Origin of the sequence: Citrobacter sp. RHBSTW-00524 (assembly GCF_013747755.1) — a bacterium.
Classification (GTDB): domain Bacteria; phylum Pseudomonadota; class Gammaproteobacteria; order Enterobacterales; family Enterobacteriaceae; genus Citrobacter; species Citrobacter braakii.
This window is the reverse complement of the sequence record NZ_CP056421.1, coordinates 4,560,008-4,576,095: the sequence shown is the minus strand read 5'-3', so window position 1 is coordinate 4,576,095 and position 16,088 is coordinate 4,560,008. Positions and strand designations below refer to the sequence as shown.

Here is a 16,088-nt window from a genome sequence, read left to right as displayed (position 1 = left end):
CCATGAACGACAACATCATGACCGCGCAGGATTACCCATTAGCCACCCGCTGCCCGGAGAAAATCCGGACGCCTGGCGGGAAACCGTTAACCGACATTACCCTTGAGAATGTGCTGGCAGGCAAGGTCGGACCGCAGGATGTGCGTATTTCTCAGCAAACGCTGGAGTACCAGGCGCAGATTGCCGAACAGATGCAGCGTCACGCCGTGGCGCGCAATTTCCGTCGTGCGGCAGAGCTGATTACCATCCCAGATGCCCGCATTCTGGAGATCTACAACGCGCTGCGCCCGTTTCGTTCTTCATTTGCGGAACTACAGGCGATTGCCGATGAACTGGAATATACCTGGCATGCCACGGTGAACGCCGCCTTTGTCCGCGAGTCGGCAGAGGTGTATCAGCAGAGAAACAAGCTGCGCAAAGGTAGCCAGTGACGGAGGGAGGTATGCCGTTAATCGCCGGGATTGATATCGGCAACGCCACCACCGAAGTGGCGTTGGCACAGCATGGGCAGTTTATCGCCAGCGGGATTGTCGCCACCACGGGCATGAAAGGGACGCGGGACAACATTGCCGGGGTGGTCGCTTCTCTGCAGCAGGCACTGGATAAAACACCGTGGTCGCTTCAGGCCGTGGCGAAAATCTGCATCAATGAGGCCGCGCCGGTGATTGGCGATGTGGCGATGGAAACCATCACTGAAACCATCATTACTGAATCGACAATGATTGGCCATAACCCGCAAACGCCGGGTGGCGTCGGTGTGGGGATGGGAACCACCATCAGCGTGGATAAGCTGGCATCACTGAGCGAGGATTGCTTTGCACAGGGCTGGATCCCGCTGGTGGGCGAAGAGATCGATTTCCTCGAAGCGGTCTGGCTTATCAATACGGCGCTCGATCGTGGGATCAACGTGGTGGCGGCGATCCTGAAAAAAGATGATGGCGTATTGGTCAACAATCGCCTGCGTCGGGCAATGCCGGTGGTCGATGAAGTCACGCTACTGGAGAAGGTTCCGGAAGGTGTGCTGGCAGCGGTGGAAGTGGCGGCCGCCGGGCAGGTGGTTCGGGTATTGTCGAATCCTTACGGCATCGCGACCTTTTTTGCCCTGACGCCGGAGGAAACGCAAACCATCGTCCCTATCGCCAGAGCGCTGATTGGCAACCGTTCCGCCGTGGTGCTGAAAACGCCGCAGGGTGATGTGCAGTCGCGAACGATCCCGGCGGGTAAGATCTTTATTCGTGGCGAAAAGCGCGGTGGGGAAGCCGACGTAGCGCAAGGCGCGCAGGCCATTATGCAGGCGATGAGCGCCTGCGCGCCCGTGTGCGATATTCGCGGTGAAGCAGGTACGCACGCGGGCGGGATGCTTGAGCGGGTGCGTAAGGTGATGGCCTCGCTGACCGGTCATGACATGGACGCCGTGCATATTCAGGATCTTCTGGCGGTGGATACGTTTATTCCCCGCGCGGTGCAGGGGGGCATTGCCGGGGAATGTTCAATGGAGAACGCCGTTGGCATTGCGGCGATGGTGAAATCCGATCGCTTACAGATGCAGGCTATCGCCAGCGAGCTGAGTGCGCGGCTAAACACGCCCGTCGAAGTCGGTGGCGTGGAAGCCAACATGGCTGTGGCTGGCGCGTTAACGACGCCGGGATGCGCCGCTCCGCTGGCGATCCTCGATTTAGGCGCAGGATCCACCGATGCCGCCATTATCAATAACGATGGCGTAGTGAAGGCGGTACACCTTGCCGGGGCGGGGAATATGGTCAGCCTGTTGATTCAAACGGAGCTCGGCTTAAGCGATCCGTTTTTGGCAGAGGAAATTAAAAAATACCCGCTGGCCAAAGTGGAGAGTCTGTTCAGCATTCGCCATGAGAACGGCGTGGTGGAGTTTTTTCGCGAGCCGCTCAGCCCGTCGGTGTTTGCCAAAGTGGTGTATCTGAAAGACGGGGAGCTGATCCCGGTAGATAACCAAATCTCGCTGGAAAAAATTCGTCTGGTGCGCCGTCAGGCCAAAGAGAAAGTCTTTGTGACCAACTGTCTGCGCGCGTTACGTCAGGTTTCGCCCGGCGGCTCGATTCGCGATATCACTTTTGTGGTGCTGGTAGGTGGCTCATCGCTGGATTTTGAAATTCCGCAGATGATCACCGATGCGCTGGCGCATTACGGCGTTGTCGCCGGGCAGGGCAACATCCGTGGCACTGAAGGCCCGCGCAATGCGGTGGCGACCGGGCTGGTTTTAGCCGGAGAAGCAAAAAAATAGCGCAGAAAACAGCCGCGCAAGCGTTTAGCTGCGGGGTAAGTCAAAGAAAGGCGATGTTCTCTTTGATATCCCGGCGGAGTTGGGTACATAGTATCAAGGTGTCTCTCACGTGGTTAATTTTAAGGATAAGAGCATGCCAACAGCAATTGAAAAAGCCTTGGATTTTATTGGTGGTATGAACACTTCGGGTCAGTACCCCATTCAATGGATGAAAGCACCGCTAAGGGAATTCTAAAGTATTTGCATGACTTAGGTGTGCCAGCGAGTCCGGAAGTTGTGATGGCACGGGGTGAGCAGGAGGGATGGAATCCTGAGTTCACGAAAAAAGTGGCCGGATGGGCAGAAAAAGTCGCCTCCGGTAACCGCATCCTTATCAAAAACCCAGAGTATTTTTCGACCTATATGCAGGAGCAGCTCAAAGAACTCGTGTGAGCTGACTATCGAATAAAACGCTAACGGACGTTTCCATCTAAGGATGGCGGCGTCCAGAAGGGTTGCCACATGCTGCTTATTGGGCAGACATATCTAAACGAAAGATTAATAAAAAAGGACCTGCGATTTCTCGCAAGTCCTTGAAATTTGGTGGCCCCTGCTGGACTTGAACCAGCGACCAAGCGATTATGAGTCATAAAATCGGCATGCTTCTAATCGTTCGCTATTGACGCTTATTGTATTTTTAATTGTCTATAATCAATCAGTTATGATGTTGTTTTTGTTTCTGATTGGTTGTCTCGTCTCCTCATTGTACTATCGTTACCTGACCCATTACCTGACCCAAAATGGGCATCGGGTCAGGTAACGCTTATCCTTAGATAAGGTAACCTCATGGCCGCTAATCTTACCGAGACTGCTATACGCGGATTGAAGACAAAAAGCACGTCGTACTACGTGTGGAGCAACAGTGCTCAGCGTGGTACCGGCAGGCTTGGCGTTAAGGTTCAGCCTTCAGGCAGCAAAGTTTTTTATTTCCGTTACTACGTTGAGAAAGGGAAGAAAGAGAAATTCATTCAGTTGGGCATCTGGCCTGAGATGAAACTGGTGACGGCCAATGAGCTGGCGAAAAAATATGGAGCCTGGCTTGTTGAAGGAAAAGAGCCGCAGCAAGAGCTTGAGCAACAGCGCCTGGCCGAACAGCACATCATGCAGATCCATCGCTCGCAGGGCTCTTTTAAAGAGCTGGTACATGGCTACGTTAACAAGATGAAGCTCGACAATAAGCGGACCTGGGCCGATGTTCTGAAGCGTCTTGAAAAAGAGTGCTATTCAGTCATTCCTCGAGAGACCAAAGCGAAGGATGTCACGCCATTACAGATCAAAACCGTCCTCTCAGGCATTATCCAGCGAGATGCGGTGGTCCATGCGAACCGAATTCGTTCCTACCTGATGGCGGCATTCAACTATGGGCTTAAAGCCGATAACGATCCGATGAATACCAGCGTGGGCATTACGTTCGGGCTTGAAGTTAATCCGGTATCGGCCATACCGAAGCAGTCCTCTGCGGAGAAAGTGGGTGATACATGGTTAATGCTGGAAGAGCTACGTTTTGTCATGGAGCAGTTCGCTCAGGCAACTAACGTTGGGCCGTTGATGCAGCACCTTATCCGCTTCTGCGTTTATGCTGGCGGGCAGCGACCGTTTGAAATGATTGCCAGCCAATGGAGCGCGATTGACTGGCAGCAAAAGACGTTACTGGTCATAGCCGATGTATCGAAAAACAAACGGGAGCACCTGATCCCATTGACTGAATCGGCATTAAGTGAATTAGCCTCAGTGAAAGAACTGACTAAGGAAAGTAACAGCCCCTATATCTTCCCGCTCTCGACCAACGGCGAACGACCGGTACGTACCGATAGCCTGGCCCGTTCCATCATGTATTTCCGGGCTTTTAATCCTAAGTTTAAAGTTTTCACAGCGCGAGATTTACGTCGCACATGTAAAACGCTGATGGGGGAGGCGGGGATCAGCAAAGAGATCCGCGACCGTATCCAGAATCACGCTTTGAATGACGTCAGCTCGAAACACTATGATCGTTATGATTACTTGCCTGAAAAGCGCAGGGCGCTTGAGATCTGGGAAGATAGGGTCAACAACTATCAGCGACAGCAGGAAAACAACGTTGTGAACTTGTTTGGACGGAGGTAAGAGCTTGGCAAAATATGAGCTTAATGAATCGCCACGGGTTTAACAGACACCTCAGAGTCATTTAAGATGACTTAAAGAGAGGTGCCCATGAGCGGTAAGCGTTATCCCGAAGAGTTTAAAATTGAAGCGGTAAAACAGGTTGTTGATCGCGGCCATTCTGTTTCCAGCGTGGCAACACGTCTCGGTATCACCACCCACAGTCTTTATGCCTGGATAAAGGCATATGGCCCGGATTCCTCAACCAATAAAGTCCAGTCAGACGTGAAGGTCAATGGCCGCTGGGCGTATCTGTACCGGGCCGTCGACAGCCGGGGCCGCACTGTCGATTTTTATCTCTCCTCCCGTCGTAACAGCAAAGCTGCATACCGGTTTCTGGGTAAAATCCTCAACAACGTGAAGAAGTGGCAGATCCCGCGATTCATCAACACGGATAAAGCGCCCGCCTATGGTCGCGCGCTTGCTCTGCTCAAACGCGAAGGCCGGTGCCCGTCTGACGTTGAACACCGACAGATTAAGTACCGGAACAACGTGATTGAATGCGATCATGGCAAACTGAAACGGATAATCGGCGCCACGCTGGGATTTAAATCCATGAAGACGGCTTACGCCACCATCAAAGGTATTGAGGTGATGCGTGCACTACGCAAAGGCCAGGTCTCAGCATTTTATTATGGTGATCCCCTGGGCGAAATGCGCCTGGTAAGCAGAGTTTTTGAAATGTAAGGCCTTTGAATAAGACAAAAGGCTGCCTCATCGCTAACTTTGCAACAGTGCCAGGTATTGAATACAAGGGCATACCATTGGCTATTCCCATTTTGGCGCAGCCGCGTTCTGTGCTTTGTGCCAACACCAGTCAGTTTGCCAGTCGATTTGACTGTGGCGATAAAAGACCCGGCCAGGTGCTCGGGTCTTTATCGAACTAAATATGCTTCAAGCGCGATCAGAAGGGAGCGTTGATATCCACCACGTTGATCAACTTGTGGTTGACGAACTCTTTCAGGCCTAAGTCGATCAGTTCACGACCATAGCCGGAGCGGCGGATGCCGCCAAAGGGCAAATCAGCCTTAACCATGGTGGGGTGGTTGACAAACATCATCCCGGTAGAGACTTGCTTGGCTACCGCCAGACCGCGCTGTTCATCGGCGGTGAACACAGAGCCACCGAGGCCGAAGGGCGAATCGTTGGCAATGGCAATCGCTTCCTGTTCATCCTTTGCCTTGAGGATCATGGAGACAGGGCCGAAGAACTCCCAATAGTAAGCCGGGTTGTCCGGGGTCACATTGGTAAGTATGGTCGGCTGTACAAAAGCGCCTTGCTCCGGCACTTTGGGACCAACTTCGGTAGCTGTGGCACCATGCTCAACCGCTTCACGAATTTTCTGCTTCACTTCATCGGCAGCACCCTGGGAAGACAGGGGCGCCAGAGTCGTGTTCGGATCCATAGGGTCACCGGCTTTAAGCGCGGCTACGCCTTTGGTATAGCCTTCCATAAACTTGTCATAAATGGCTTCCACCAGGATCATCCGTTTGGATGAAACACATACCTGACCGGCATTCCAGTGACGGCCGAATACCGCCCAATCTATGGTTTTCTCAAGCTCGGCATCTTCCAGCACGATAAAGGCGTCAGAGCCGCCCAGCTCCAGAGTGGATTTTTTCAGCGCCTTACCGGCCTGAGAGGCAATAACGGCGCCTGCACCTTCAGAGCCGGTCAGAGCCACGCCATGTACCTTGGGTGAGTTGATGATCTGCTCGACTTGATCCCGGGTAGCATACAGGTTCTGGAAGGCGCCCTGTGGCAGTCCGGCATCCCGCATCAGGCTCTCAAAAGCGGCGGCGCACTGAGGCACATTGGAAGCGTGTTTCAGCAGCAGGGTGTTGCCGGCAGAAAGTTGCGGAGCCAAGATCCTGGCTATCTGGTAATAGGGGAAGTTCCAGGGTTCAATGGCCAGCAAGACCCCAAGAGGTTCATTGACCAGCAGCGCTTCCCCTTCGGCGGGATCGGCCACAGGCAGTTTCTGCGGTGCCAGCAGTCTCTCGGCATGCTCGGCATAGTATTCGAGGATCTGCGCCGACAGTTCTACTTCGGCCTCGGCCTCTCCAATGACTTTACCCATCTCTAGGGTCAGCAGCTCTGCATAGCGGCGCTTGCTGTCTCTGAGCAGGGCTGCAGCCCGATTGAGTATTTCAGCCTTGTTGGCAAAAGAGGTATTGCGCCAACTCAAAAAGGCCTGGTGGGCCGATTCAATTGCCTCTGTGACTTCGGCATCAGTGGCATTGGGAAATTCTTTGATGAGCTCTCCCGTGAAGGGATTGATCGTTGCATATGTCATGTGTTCCTCCCAGCGTTGCAAGTCATAGGGTATTGATGCCAACTCCTGTCATCGGGTGAAAATGTTTGAAGTTATCGTGGGTTTTGCCCCTCAGAGGCGAGTGGCAAGAAAAAGCTCAAACCTTTCTACGCTTTAAATGGCGACATTTGTGTGATCTTGATCGCATCAGTCGCCTGATGTCTACCGGTCGGTGATTTTTAATCCTTTTTTGTTAATTCTTTGTTTTTAAAAAACTTAAAAACAGCATTGACCAACAAAAATGGGCACTGTTGCAAATAGTCGGTGGTGATAAACTTATCATCCCCTTTTGCTGATGGAGCTGCACATGAACCCATTCAAAGGCCGGCATTTTCAGCGTGACATCATTCTGTGGGCCGTACGCTGGTACTGCAAATACGGCATCAGTTACCGTGAGCTGCAGGAGATGCTGGCTGAACGCGGAGTGAATGTCGATCACTCCACGATTTACCGCTGGGTTCAGCGTTATGCGCCTGAAATGGAAAAACGGCTGCGCTGGTACTGGCGTAACCCTTCCGATCTTTGCCCGTGGCACATGGATGAAACCTACGTGAAGGTCAATGGCCGCTGGGCGTATCTGTACCGGGCCGTCGACAGCCGGGGCCGCACTGTCGATTTTTATCTCTCCTCCCGTCGTAACAGCAAAGCTGCATACCGGTTTCTGGGTAAAATCTTCAACAACGTGAAGAAGTGGCAGATCCCGCGATTCATCAACACGGATAAAGCGCCAGCCTATGGTCGCGCGCTTGCTCTGCTCAAACGCGAAGGCCGGTGCCCGTCTGACGTTGAACACCGACAGATTAAGTACCGGAACAACGTGATTGAATGCGATCATGGCAAACTGAAACGGATAATCGGCGCCACGCTGGGATTTAAATCCATGAAGACGGCTTACGCCACCATCAAAGGTATTGAGGTGATGCGTGCACTACGCAAAGGCCAGGCCTCAGCATTTTATTATGGTGATCCCCTGGGCGAAATGCGCCTGGTAAGCAGAGTTTTTGAAATGTAAGGCCTTTGAATAAGACAAAAGGCTGCCTCATCGCTAACTTTGCAACAGTGCCGTATTCGCTGCTGTCCGGAGTGCGGACAGCATATGCGCAAAAAATAAACATCAGATTCTTTGTTGACGTACCGCTGGTAACATTAATGCTCTATCCAGTTGCTTTAGTGATATTTCCGGAAGTTTGTCACAGTTCATCAGACCATTTCAGCCCGCCCTTAAGAAGTGATCGGCTTATAGTTTTCAGGTCCCTTCCGTCCTGCAATCCCGGAGGTGATGATCTTCGTAATTTTGGAATCAGCCAGAAATCCCTTACTGAACTGAGCTCTGTTTTCGCGAATGAATCCTTTCAGAGCATTGTAGGTTCGCAGACGATACACACCGAGTTCAGGCAGTGAGGCTTTCAAGTTGAAATGGTTGTTTTTGATAATGTTTTCCACTTCGCTGAATATTGTGGGGGCAGTTTGCTCGTTGTTGATTTGCTGTGCTTCAATAAACGAGGCAGGAATACGATTTGCTTCCTCTTTGAGCAGACTGTCAATAATCTCGTTGGTCACTCTGGTTCTGTCACCGAGGACAAAGAAGAGATCCCACGCAAAGCGTTCTAGTTGGCGAAAGTTTCCTGGCCAAGGAGCGCACAATATTTTATCTATAACACCCTCTTCATAAACCGTAAAAAGCTGCGACAGCGCCTGCATCGATTTTCCATCGCTGGCAAAAACGGGCTGGTTAAAGGATTTCCATCGGTAGAGCGTGAGGATGAGTGTTAACAACGCGTGAGCACGGTCCTCAGCAAACAGCTCGTTGAGTGATTTGAATTTCACTACGTCTCGGAGGTGATGCTGCCAACTTACTGATTTAGTGTATGATGGTGTTTTTGAGGTGCTCCAGTGGCTTCTGTTTCTATCAGCTGTCCCTCCTGTTCAGCTACTGACGGGGTGGTGCGTAACGGCAAAAGCACTGCCGGACATCAGCGCTATCTCTGCTCTCACTGCCGTAAAACATGGCAACTGCAGTTCACTTACACCGCTTCTCAACCCGGTACGCACCAGAAAATCATTGATATGGCCATGAATGGCGTTGGATGCCGGGCAACCGCCCGCATTATGGGCGTTGGCCTCAACACGATTTTACGTCACTTAAACAACTCAGGCCGCAGTCGGTAACCTCGCGCATACAACCGGGCAGTGATGTGATTGTCTGCGCTGAAATGGACGAACAGTGGGGTTACGTCGGCGCTAAATCCCGCCAGCGCTGGTTGTTTTACGCGTATGACAGGATACGGAGGACGGTTGTGGCGCACGTCTTCGGTGAACGCACTCTGGCCACACTGGAGCGTCTTCTGAGCCTGCTGTCGGCCTTTGAGGTCGTGGTATGGATGACGGATGGCTGGCCGCTTTATGAATCACGCCTGAAGGGAGAACTGCACGTTATCAGCAAGCGTTACACTCAGCGCATTGAGCGACATAACCTGAATCTGAGACAACATCTGGCAAGGCTGGGACGGAAGTCACTGTCGTTCTCAAAATCGGTGGAGCTGCATGACAAGGTCATCGGGCATTATCTGAACATAAAACACTATCATTAAGTTGGAGTCATCACCCTTATTTGAACAGCTCTCTTTTTATTCAAACACAGCCAACAATACTCAGATGTAAGTATTTTTATATTCATGAATGGAGAGGCAAGGTCTGATGAATTTAATTACAGAACGTTCTTGAGCCATTGTCCTCTCCAGTTCATTAAAATAGTTACTACGTTAATTCACACCCAGCGCCTTATAAACAGCATCAACCGGGTCTGAGTAAAAACTCACCTGAAACTTGGTAAATAACTCTGCCGGAACCGTTGGAATATCCATAGCCGAGGACATCGGCAACAGAACCCGTTTTGCACCGCTGTCGAAGGCGAGCTGTAAACTGGCGGCAAGATCCTGCACCGGGTTAATTACCCCACCAAGCGTCATACTGCCCAACACCACCATCTGTTCCTGCACCGGTTTTGCCAGCAATATCGAACATAAAGCGATAAGCGCAGCAAGACTGGTTGCGGTGCTTGGGCCAGTATTATGCAGTTCAACGACATGAAGGTGATATTCATGATCGGAGAATTTCGCGGCCGCGCTTACCCGATTCAAATTGCCTTTGAAGTAATCGAAACCGACGCGGATAGCTTCTTTCGCGGAGGTATTTGAACCCAGACCCGATACACTATGCTTACCATTACCGGCAGTCATCTGTGTTTCAAAACGATACAGCCCGGTCATGCCGCTTTCTGCCTGAGTGACCAGATGCACAACACCCGGCTTTGGCATTCCGGCAGGAATAAGTTCGCTGCCGCCCTGTTCCGGTACGCTCACAAAAAACTCTTCCAGCGTTTCGTTGTCGATGTAGCTAAAGTTCACATCGAAGAACTCCAGACCGCCCAGTTTTTTAAGTTGCTCTTTCACGCGGCGACGAACTTCCATCGCATAGGTCAGGCAGACTCGCACATCTTCTTTGCTGTACGCGCCATCGGGATGCATGAGTTTTAACAACCCCGACACGGTACGTCGAACGGCAATAACGTCACGCTGGTTGAGGTTGTTACCCAGCTTAAAGAATTTATCAATCGCATCAGAGAAACTGCGTTTGCGCATTTCGCGCATATATTCAGCGAGATAATCCGTAATCAGCCCGTAACGGTTGGTAAAGAATTCCGGGCGCATTTTGGGGATTTCCCAACCGGGAATATAGGCATGAAAGCGGTCGAAAAATGCAGTATCAATCATCGCAGCCGGAAATGGCGCCAGCAAATGGCTGGTTTTAACGAGTGTCTCTACGCTTTGATTGATGTTGCCGACGAAAACCATCGACGCTTTACCTTCAATCGAATCTCTGCCGCGAGAGAAAGATCCTGACGCCATGTAATCTTTCAGGCACTGTTGCAAAGTTAGCGATGAGGCAGCCTTTTGTCTTATTCAAAGGCCTTACATTTCAAAAACTCTGCTTACCAGGCGCATTTCGCCCAGGGGATCACCATAATAAAATGCTGAGGCCTGGCCTTTGCGTAGTGCACGCATCACCTCAATACCTTTGATGGTGGCGTAAGCCGTCTTCATGGATTTAAATCCCAGCGTGGCGCCGATTATCCGTTTCAGTTTGCCATGATCGCATTCAATCACGTTGTTCCGGTACTTAATCTGTCGGTGTTCAACGTCAGACGGGCACCGGCCTTCGCGTTTGAGCAGAGCAAGCGCGCGACCATAGGCTGGCGCTTTATCCGTGTTGATGAATCGCGGGATCTGCCACTTCTTCACGTTGTTGAAGATTTTACCCAGAAACCGGTATGCAGCTTTGCTGTTACGACGGGAGGAGAGATAAAAATCGACAGTGCGGCCCCGGCTGTCGACGGCCCGGTACAGATACGCCCAGCGGCCATTGACCTTCACGTAGGTTTCATCCATGTGCCACGGGCAAAGATCGGAAGGGTTACGCCAGTACCAGCGCAGCCGTTTTTCCATTTCAGGCGCATAACGCTGAACCCAGCGGTAAATCGTGGAGTGATCGACATTCACTCCGCGTTCAGCCAGCATCTCCTGCAGCTCACGGTAACTGATGCCGTATTTGCAGTACCAGCGTACGGCCCACAGAATGATGTCACGCTGAAAATGCCGGCCTTTGAATGGGTTCATGTGCAGCTCCATCAGCAAAAGGGGATGATAAGTTTATCACCACCGACTATTTGCAACAGTGCCCTTACGCGCATATGGATGTGGTGGCTGACGGTATTATTAAACTTTACCAGCACAAAGAAGATATTCGCGGGCTGAAGTTTATTTACGAGCCGAAGCAGCTCCGTTTCTTTACTGCACGCTTTGACTATATCTAAATAATAATTATGGCCCCATCTCAGGATGGGGCTTTTTTGTATTTCTTTTCCATGAACAGGAAGCCTTTGCGGTGCCCGTTACCGTGACATAACTACAAAAGTAAACCCTGACTCCGACATTTTTATTATCCGCATGATGTACAAATGACAGCTGTAATTATAACGAATAGTCTACAGGAACATTTATCATGGATATTAATGCCATTGAGCGACAGAGTAGTACCCCCGGACTGATTAGCGGAACCATGTTGGTTATCGCGACCGTAGTGGGTGGAGGGATGTTTTCCCTGCCGATTGCGATGGCTGGCGTATGGTTCCCCGGTGCGTCAGTTATTCTTCTGTTTATCGCCATCATGATGTTATTAACCGGTCTGATGCTGGTCGAAGTTAATCTGCATTATGGCGCCGGTGCCAGTTTTAATACCTTTACTCAGGATTTATTAGGCCGAAAGTGGAATATTGTGGTCGGTATCGCTTTCGGCTTTGTGCTGTATATTCTGACCTATGCCTATATCTCTGGTTCGTCGGCGGTGATGGCGCAAACCGTGTTCAAATACAGCGGCGTGCGCTTTCCGGCGAATATCTCGGTGGTGATCGTCAGTATGCTGGTCGGGGCGATTGCCTGGTACAGCTCCTTGTTGGTTGGACGTATTACTACCGTGTTGATTATCGGTAAGTTTATTGCGTTCTTTGCCACCTTCTCTGGCCTGGTGGGTCATATCGAAGTGGCGAAACTCGTCGACAGCGTGGCGGTGGCGCTGCCCAATTCGCAGTACCTGCCGTATATCCTGATGACGCTGCCGTTCTGCATTATCTCGTTTGGTTTTCACGGTAACGTGCCGAGCCTGGTGAAGCTGTATGGCACGAGCGGGATCTCAAATATTACGCGTTCGATTATCATCGGCACGCTGTTTGCCCTGCTGCTGTATATCTTCTGGCTGGGCGTCACGATGGGCAACATCAGTCGTTCCTCGTTCCCGCCAATTATCGCCAAAGGCGGCAATATCGATGTGTTTGTCGAGGCCATCAGCGGGCTGTTCACCAGCCGTTATATGGATCTGATCCTGACCTTTTTCGGCAACTTTGCGGTAGCCAGTTCCCTGCTGGCGGCGACGCTTGGCCTGTTCGATTACATCGCCGACCTGTTTCACTTCCCGGATGACGGCATGGGTCGCCTGAAAACCGCGCTGGTGACCTACTTCCCGCCAGCCGCCGTGTGCTTCTTCTTCCCGAACGGGTTTGTCCACGCCATTGGTTACGCTGGTCTGGCCTTTACCATCTGGAGCGTGATCCTGCCGCCGTTCCTGGTGAAAGCGGCGCGGAAACGTTTTCCGACCGCCAGCTATACCGCGCCGTGTAATAACACCGTGCTCAATCTGGTCATTGTCTGTGGGGCGGTTGTCTATCTGACGGTTGTTCTGGACGTATTTGGTCTGCTGCCAACGTTTCGCTAGACGGAGTCAAAATGAAAAACGTGTTGTCTGTTCAGTCGTCAGTCGTTTATGGCTATGCCGGAAATAAAGCCGCCGTGTTGCCGATGCAGCTCTCGGGGATCGATGTCTGGCCGTTTTACACCGTACAGTTTTCCAACCACACCCAGTACGGGATGTGGCAGGGCATGGCGATGCCGCACGGCGAGCTGAGCGCCATCATCAGCGGGCTGGATGATCTGCAAAAACTGGCGCAATGCGATGCCGTGCTGTCCGGGTATCTCGGGGACAAACGCCATTGCGAAGAGGTGAAGCTCGCGGTCACCACCATTCGCCAGCGTAATCCGCAGGCGCTCTATTTTTGCGATCCGGTGATGGGCGACCCGCAAAAAGGCTGCATCGTCGCGCAGGGCGTGGAGTCCTTTTTTGTCGATGACGCCATTCAACTGGCTGATGTGATGGGGCCGAATCTCTATGAGCTGGGCGTGCTGACGGGCAGACAACTACGTAGTTTTGACGAGGTGGTGGAAGCGGCGCAGCAGCTGGTGGCGTGGGGCGTGAAGAAGGTGCTGGTGAAACATCTCGGCGACTGCTCGCGCGACAAACAGGCGTTTGAAATGCTGCTGGTGACGGCGGAACAGACATTACACATCGCCCGGCCGCTGTATACCTTTGCCAAAATGCCGGTGGGCGTTGGGGATCTGATTTGCAGCGTGATGCTGGCTTCACTGCTCAACGGTTATGAGGACAAGCAGGCGCTGGAGCGGACCACCAGTGTCGTCGACGCGGTGATGCGGCTGACGAAAGAGCACGACTCGTATGAACTGCGGCTGATAGACGCGCGTCACCAGATAATGGATCCGCAAATTCGCTATCAGGCAACGGTGCTGTAGCGCCGCAAGGAGGCTCTATGTTTCTGACACTGCTACGATTTCAGCATCCGCTGATCTACCGTTTTGCATGGCTTCGTCTGTGGGTCAGGGTGTTAAGAGCGTGCGGGCTGCGTAAGTGAAAGGGGAGAACATTTTCTCTGCTGCCGGATGCGGCGCTTGCGCCTTATCCGGCCTACAAATGAGCGTGAAACGTAGGCCCGACAGGCGAAGCGCCATCAGGTATTAGCGCCAGGCATTACACGCGGAAGTAGCGTGGTGGGATCAACGCGGAAAAGGCGTCGAACTTCTTCACCATCTTTTTCCAGAACAACATAACAACAATCCTCGATTTGAAACATCGGCGCTATTTTAGTCAGCGCCGACAAATCGTAAAGCCAGTCGCTTCGTTTCGATCCTGAAGCGGTGTAAACCTTTTTGGTCACCGTGTCGTCAAATACGGTTGCCGTAAATTTGACGGGGTTGACAAGGGATTACGCCATAAACCAGTAATAAAAGAGACCGACTTTCAGGCCGAGGATCACAATGTAGGCGCAGCAGTATTTCATGGTGCCAGACATTATCTGGTTGGCCTGTCCGTCCATTTTGGTGGCTGAAACCGCAATGGCGATACTCTGCGGCGAAATCATTTTCCCCCCTGTTGCGCCAGAAGTATTTGCCGCCGCGAGCCAGTTGGGATCGATATGCAGTTTACTGGCGGCAATGGTTTGCAGTTTGCCGAACAAAATATTCGAGTTGGTATCGCTGCCGGTAACAAACGTGCCCAGCGCGCCAATCACTGGGGCAAGGAAGACGTAGGAACTGCCGGTCAGATCGACAATCGACTGGGCCAGCGTGGAGATAATCCCGCTGAGATCCATCACCGTGGCCAGCGCGACAATCGCCATAATCGCCACAATGGAATTTTTAAGCTGGAAAATGGTTTTGATAAACACTTCCAGCATCCCGCGTGCGGACGCTCCCTGAATAAAACCGCCGATAAGGGTCGCAAAGATGATCAGCATCCCCGGCGTGGTCACCCATTCAACTTTCAGCGCCAGCGTGTTGCCGTCGGCGAGCGTGAAATGCAGCACCGAGGCCAGTTGGGACGCCGCGCCTTTGATCGTCGGGAACAGCGGTGAGCACAGCAGGATAAAAACAAAAATAAACAGATAGATAGAGCCTACGCGGAACAACACTTTTGCCGAGCGCGGCGTGGTTTCGCGGGTATGGCTGACCTCAATGCGCCACTCGGGATCGGTTTTCCCTTTGCGCAGGCGGCTGACCATCGCCACGGCAAACAGGCTGACCAGGCTACCGGCAAAGGCGGGCAATTCCGCGCCAAGATGAATGGCGACAAAATATTGCGGAACCAGCGTGGTGATGCCGCAAATCAGCGTGATCAGAAATACGCCACGAATGGCTTTCAGGCCGCCGCCAATAATGCAGACAATGACAAACGGCAGCAGGATATTAAACAGCGCGAGCTGCAGAATAATGGTTCCGCCTAAGGTATACACCGGCAGATTAACCTGTTCCGCCAGAATAGATACCGGGATCCCGACCGCGCCGAACGCGGTGGGAACGGTATTCGCCACGAGAGAAGCGATCGCCGCCTTCAGCGGGTTGAATCCCAGCGCAATAAGAATGCCGATCGGAATAGCGACCGCCGTGCCATAACCTGCCGCGGCTTCAAGGAATCCGCCGAAGCACCATGAAATCAGTAGCACCTGAATACGCTTATCTTCGCTAATGCTGGCGAGAATATCGCGCAGAATATCCAGCGCTTTGGTTGCCTGCATGACGTTATAACTGAAGATGGCGCCGAGGATCACAATCACAATCGGCCATAACCCTTTCAGGGCGCCATAGCCTATCGCGGCTTTCAGATTCTGTACGGGCATTTCCCAGAATATGGCCGACAGCGCGGCAGTGAATACCAAAGAGATCAACACGGAATAATGGATGGGCATTTTCAATTTCAATATTAAAAATACCATCAGTAGTAAAGGAGAGAGTGCCAGGGCAAACATAAAATATTCGTTCATTGCTATTCCTGATTGGTTCATTAAACCTGATTTATATTTATGGTGGGGAGGCTACATTGCTGGGTTAATAAAGTATGTAAACTGAATCGCTTCAGTGAATAAAGTAATTATGATTTGTA

General features: G+C 51.9%; 13 protein-coding genes and 2 pseudogenes. 10 read left to right on the top strand and 5 right to left on the bottom strand.

The genetic code is table 11. From position 1 onward, the window contains the following. Positions 1-2: 2 nt before the first annotated feature. The 5 genes and pseudogenes from HV229_RS21990 (at position 3) to HV229_RS21970 (ending at position 5,122) form a co-directional block, all read left to right on the top strand. Positions 3-431: a diol dehydratase small subunit gene (locus tag HV229_RS21990; RefSeq protein WP_151394733.1), complete on the top strand. Its 429-nt coding sequence runs from the start codon at positions 3-5 to the stop codon at positions 429-431. An 11-nt stretch (positions 432-442) separates the two neighbouring features. Further along, complete coding sequence (locus tag HV229_RS21985; RefSeq protein WP_181546405.1) at positions 443-2,257, top strand: diol dehydratase reactivase subunit alpha; 1,815 nt, start codon at positions 443-445, stop codon at positions 2,255-2,257. A 109-nt stretch (positions 2,258-2,366) separates the two neighbouring features. Then, a pseudogene (locus HV229_RS21980) lies at positions 2,367-2,689 on the top strand (DUF1889 family protein). A 393-nt stretch (positions 2,690-3,082) separates the two neighbouring features. After that, positions 3,083-4,399 (top strand): site-specific integrase, encoded by a 1,317-nt coding sequence (locus HV229_RS21975; protein ID WP_181546403.1) that lies wholly within the window; start codon positions 3,083-3,085, stop codon positions 4,397-4,399. Positions 4,400-4,486: 87 nt separating this feature from the next. Beyond that, positions 4,487-5,122 (top strand): IS6 family transposase, encoded by a 636-nt coding sequence (locus HV229_RS21970; protein WP_181546401.1) that lies wholly within the window; start codon positions 4,487-4,489, stop codon positions 5,120-5,122. A 217-nt stretch (positions 5,123-5,339) separates the two neighbouring features. Here the strand turns inward: HV229_RS21970 and HV229_RS21965 are convergent, their stop codons facing one another. Further along, positions 5,340-6,731 (bottom strand): NAD-dependent succinate-semialdehyde dehydrogenase, encoded by a 1,392-nt coding sequence (locus tag HV229_RS21965; protein WP_023205627.1) that lies wholly within the window; start codon positions 6,729-6,731, stop codon positions 5,340-5,342. Between the two features lie 325 nt (positions 6,732-7,056). Here HV229_RS21965 and HV229_RS21960 point away from each other — a divergent pair, with 325 nt between their 5' ends. Then, positions 7,057-7,761 carry an IS6-like element IS26 family transposase gene (locus HV229_RS21960; protein WP_181546386.1) on the top strand — a complete coding sequence of 235 codons (705 nt, stop codon included), beginning with the start codon at positions 7,057-7,059 and terminating at the stop codon, positions 7,759-7,761. 209 nt (positions 7,762-7,970) lie between these two features. Here HV229_RS21960 and HV229_RS21955 read toward each other — a convergent pair whose 3' ends face one another. Then, complete coding sequence (locus HV229_RS21955; RefSeq protein ID WP_000669733.1) at positions 7,971-8,576, bottom strand: hypothetical protein; 606 nt, start codon at positions 8,574-8,576, stop codon at positions 7,971-7,973. A gap of 66 nt (positions 8,577-8,642) precedes the next feature. Between HV229_RS21955 and HV229_RS21950 the strand changes: the two genes are divergently transcribed. Continuing rightward, a protein-coding gene (locus HV229_RS21950; protein WP_249417776.1) for an IS1 family transposase occupies positions 8,643-9,340 on the top strand; the annotation gives its coding sequence in 2 pieces (ribosomal slippage) (positions 8,643-8,892 and positions 8,892-9,340; 699 coding nt in all). Between the two features lie 171 nt (positions 9,341-9,511). On the opposite strand, the pseudogene brxL reads toward HV229_RS21950, so the two are convergent. Both brxL and HV229_RS21940 read right to left on the bottom strand, forming a co-directional pair. Then, positions 9,512-10,669: pseudogene (gene brxL / locus HV229_RS21945) on the bottom strand (protease Lon-related BREX system protein BrxL); the annotation flags it as partial. A 51-nt stretch (positions 10,670-10,720) separates the two neighbouring features. Further along, entirely contained in the window at positions 10,721-11,425 is a 705-nt protein-coding gene (locus HV229_RS21940; protein WP_181546386.1) for an IS6-like element IS26 family transposase, read from the bottom strand. On the opposite strand from HV229_RS21940, the gene HV229_RS21935 reads away from it, so the two are divergent. The 3 genes from HV229_RS21935 (at position 11,416) to pdxY (ending at position 13,945) form a co-directional block, all read left to right on the top strand. Further along, positions 11,416-11,622: a hypothetical protein gene (locus HV229_RS21935; protein ID WP_181547753.1), complete on the top strand. Its 207-nt coding sequence runs from the start codon at positions 11,416-11,418 to the stop codon at positions 11,620-11,622. The genes HV229_RS21940 and HV229_RS21935 overlap by 10 nt on opposite strands. Positions 11,623-11,810: 188 nt before the next feature. After that, entirely contained in the window at positions 11,811-13,076 is a 1,266-nt protein-coding gene (locus tag HV229_RS21930; protein WP_016151548.1) for an aromatic amino acid transporter, read from the top strand. An 11-nt stretch (positions 13,077-13,087) separates the two neighbouring features. Beyond that, positions 13,088-13,945: a pyridoxal kinase PdxY gene (pdxY, locus tag HV229_RS21925; protein ID WP_181546398.1), complete on the top strand. Its 858-nt coding sequence runs from the start codon at positions 13,088-13,090 to the stop codon at positions 13,943-13,945. 470 nt (positions 13,946-14,415) lie between these two features. Here pdxY and HV229_RS21920 read toward each other — a convergent pair whose 3' ends face one another. Further along, positions 14,416-15,969 carry an L-lactate permease gene (locus tag HV229_RS21920; RefSeq protein ID WP_016151550.1) on the bottom strand — a complete coding sequence of 518 codons (1,554 nt, stop codon included), beginning with the start codon at positions 15,967-15,969 and terminating at the stop codon, positions 14,416-14,418. Between the last annotated feature and the right edge of the window lie 119 nt (positions 15,970-16,088).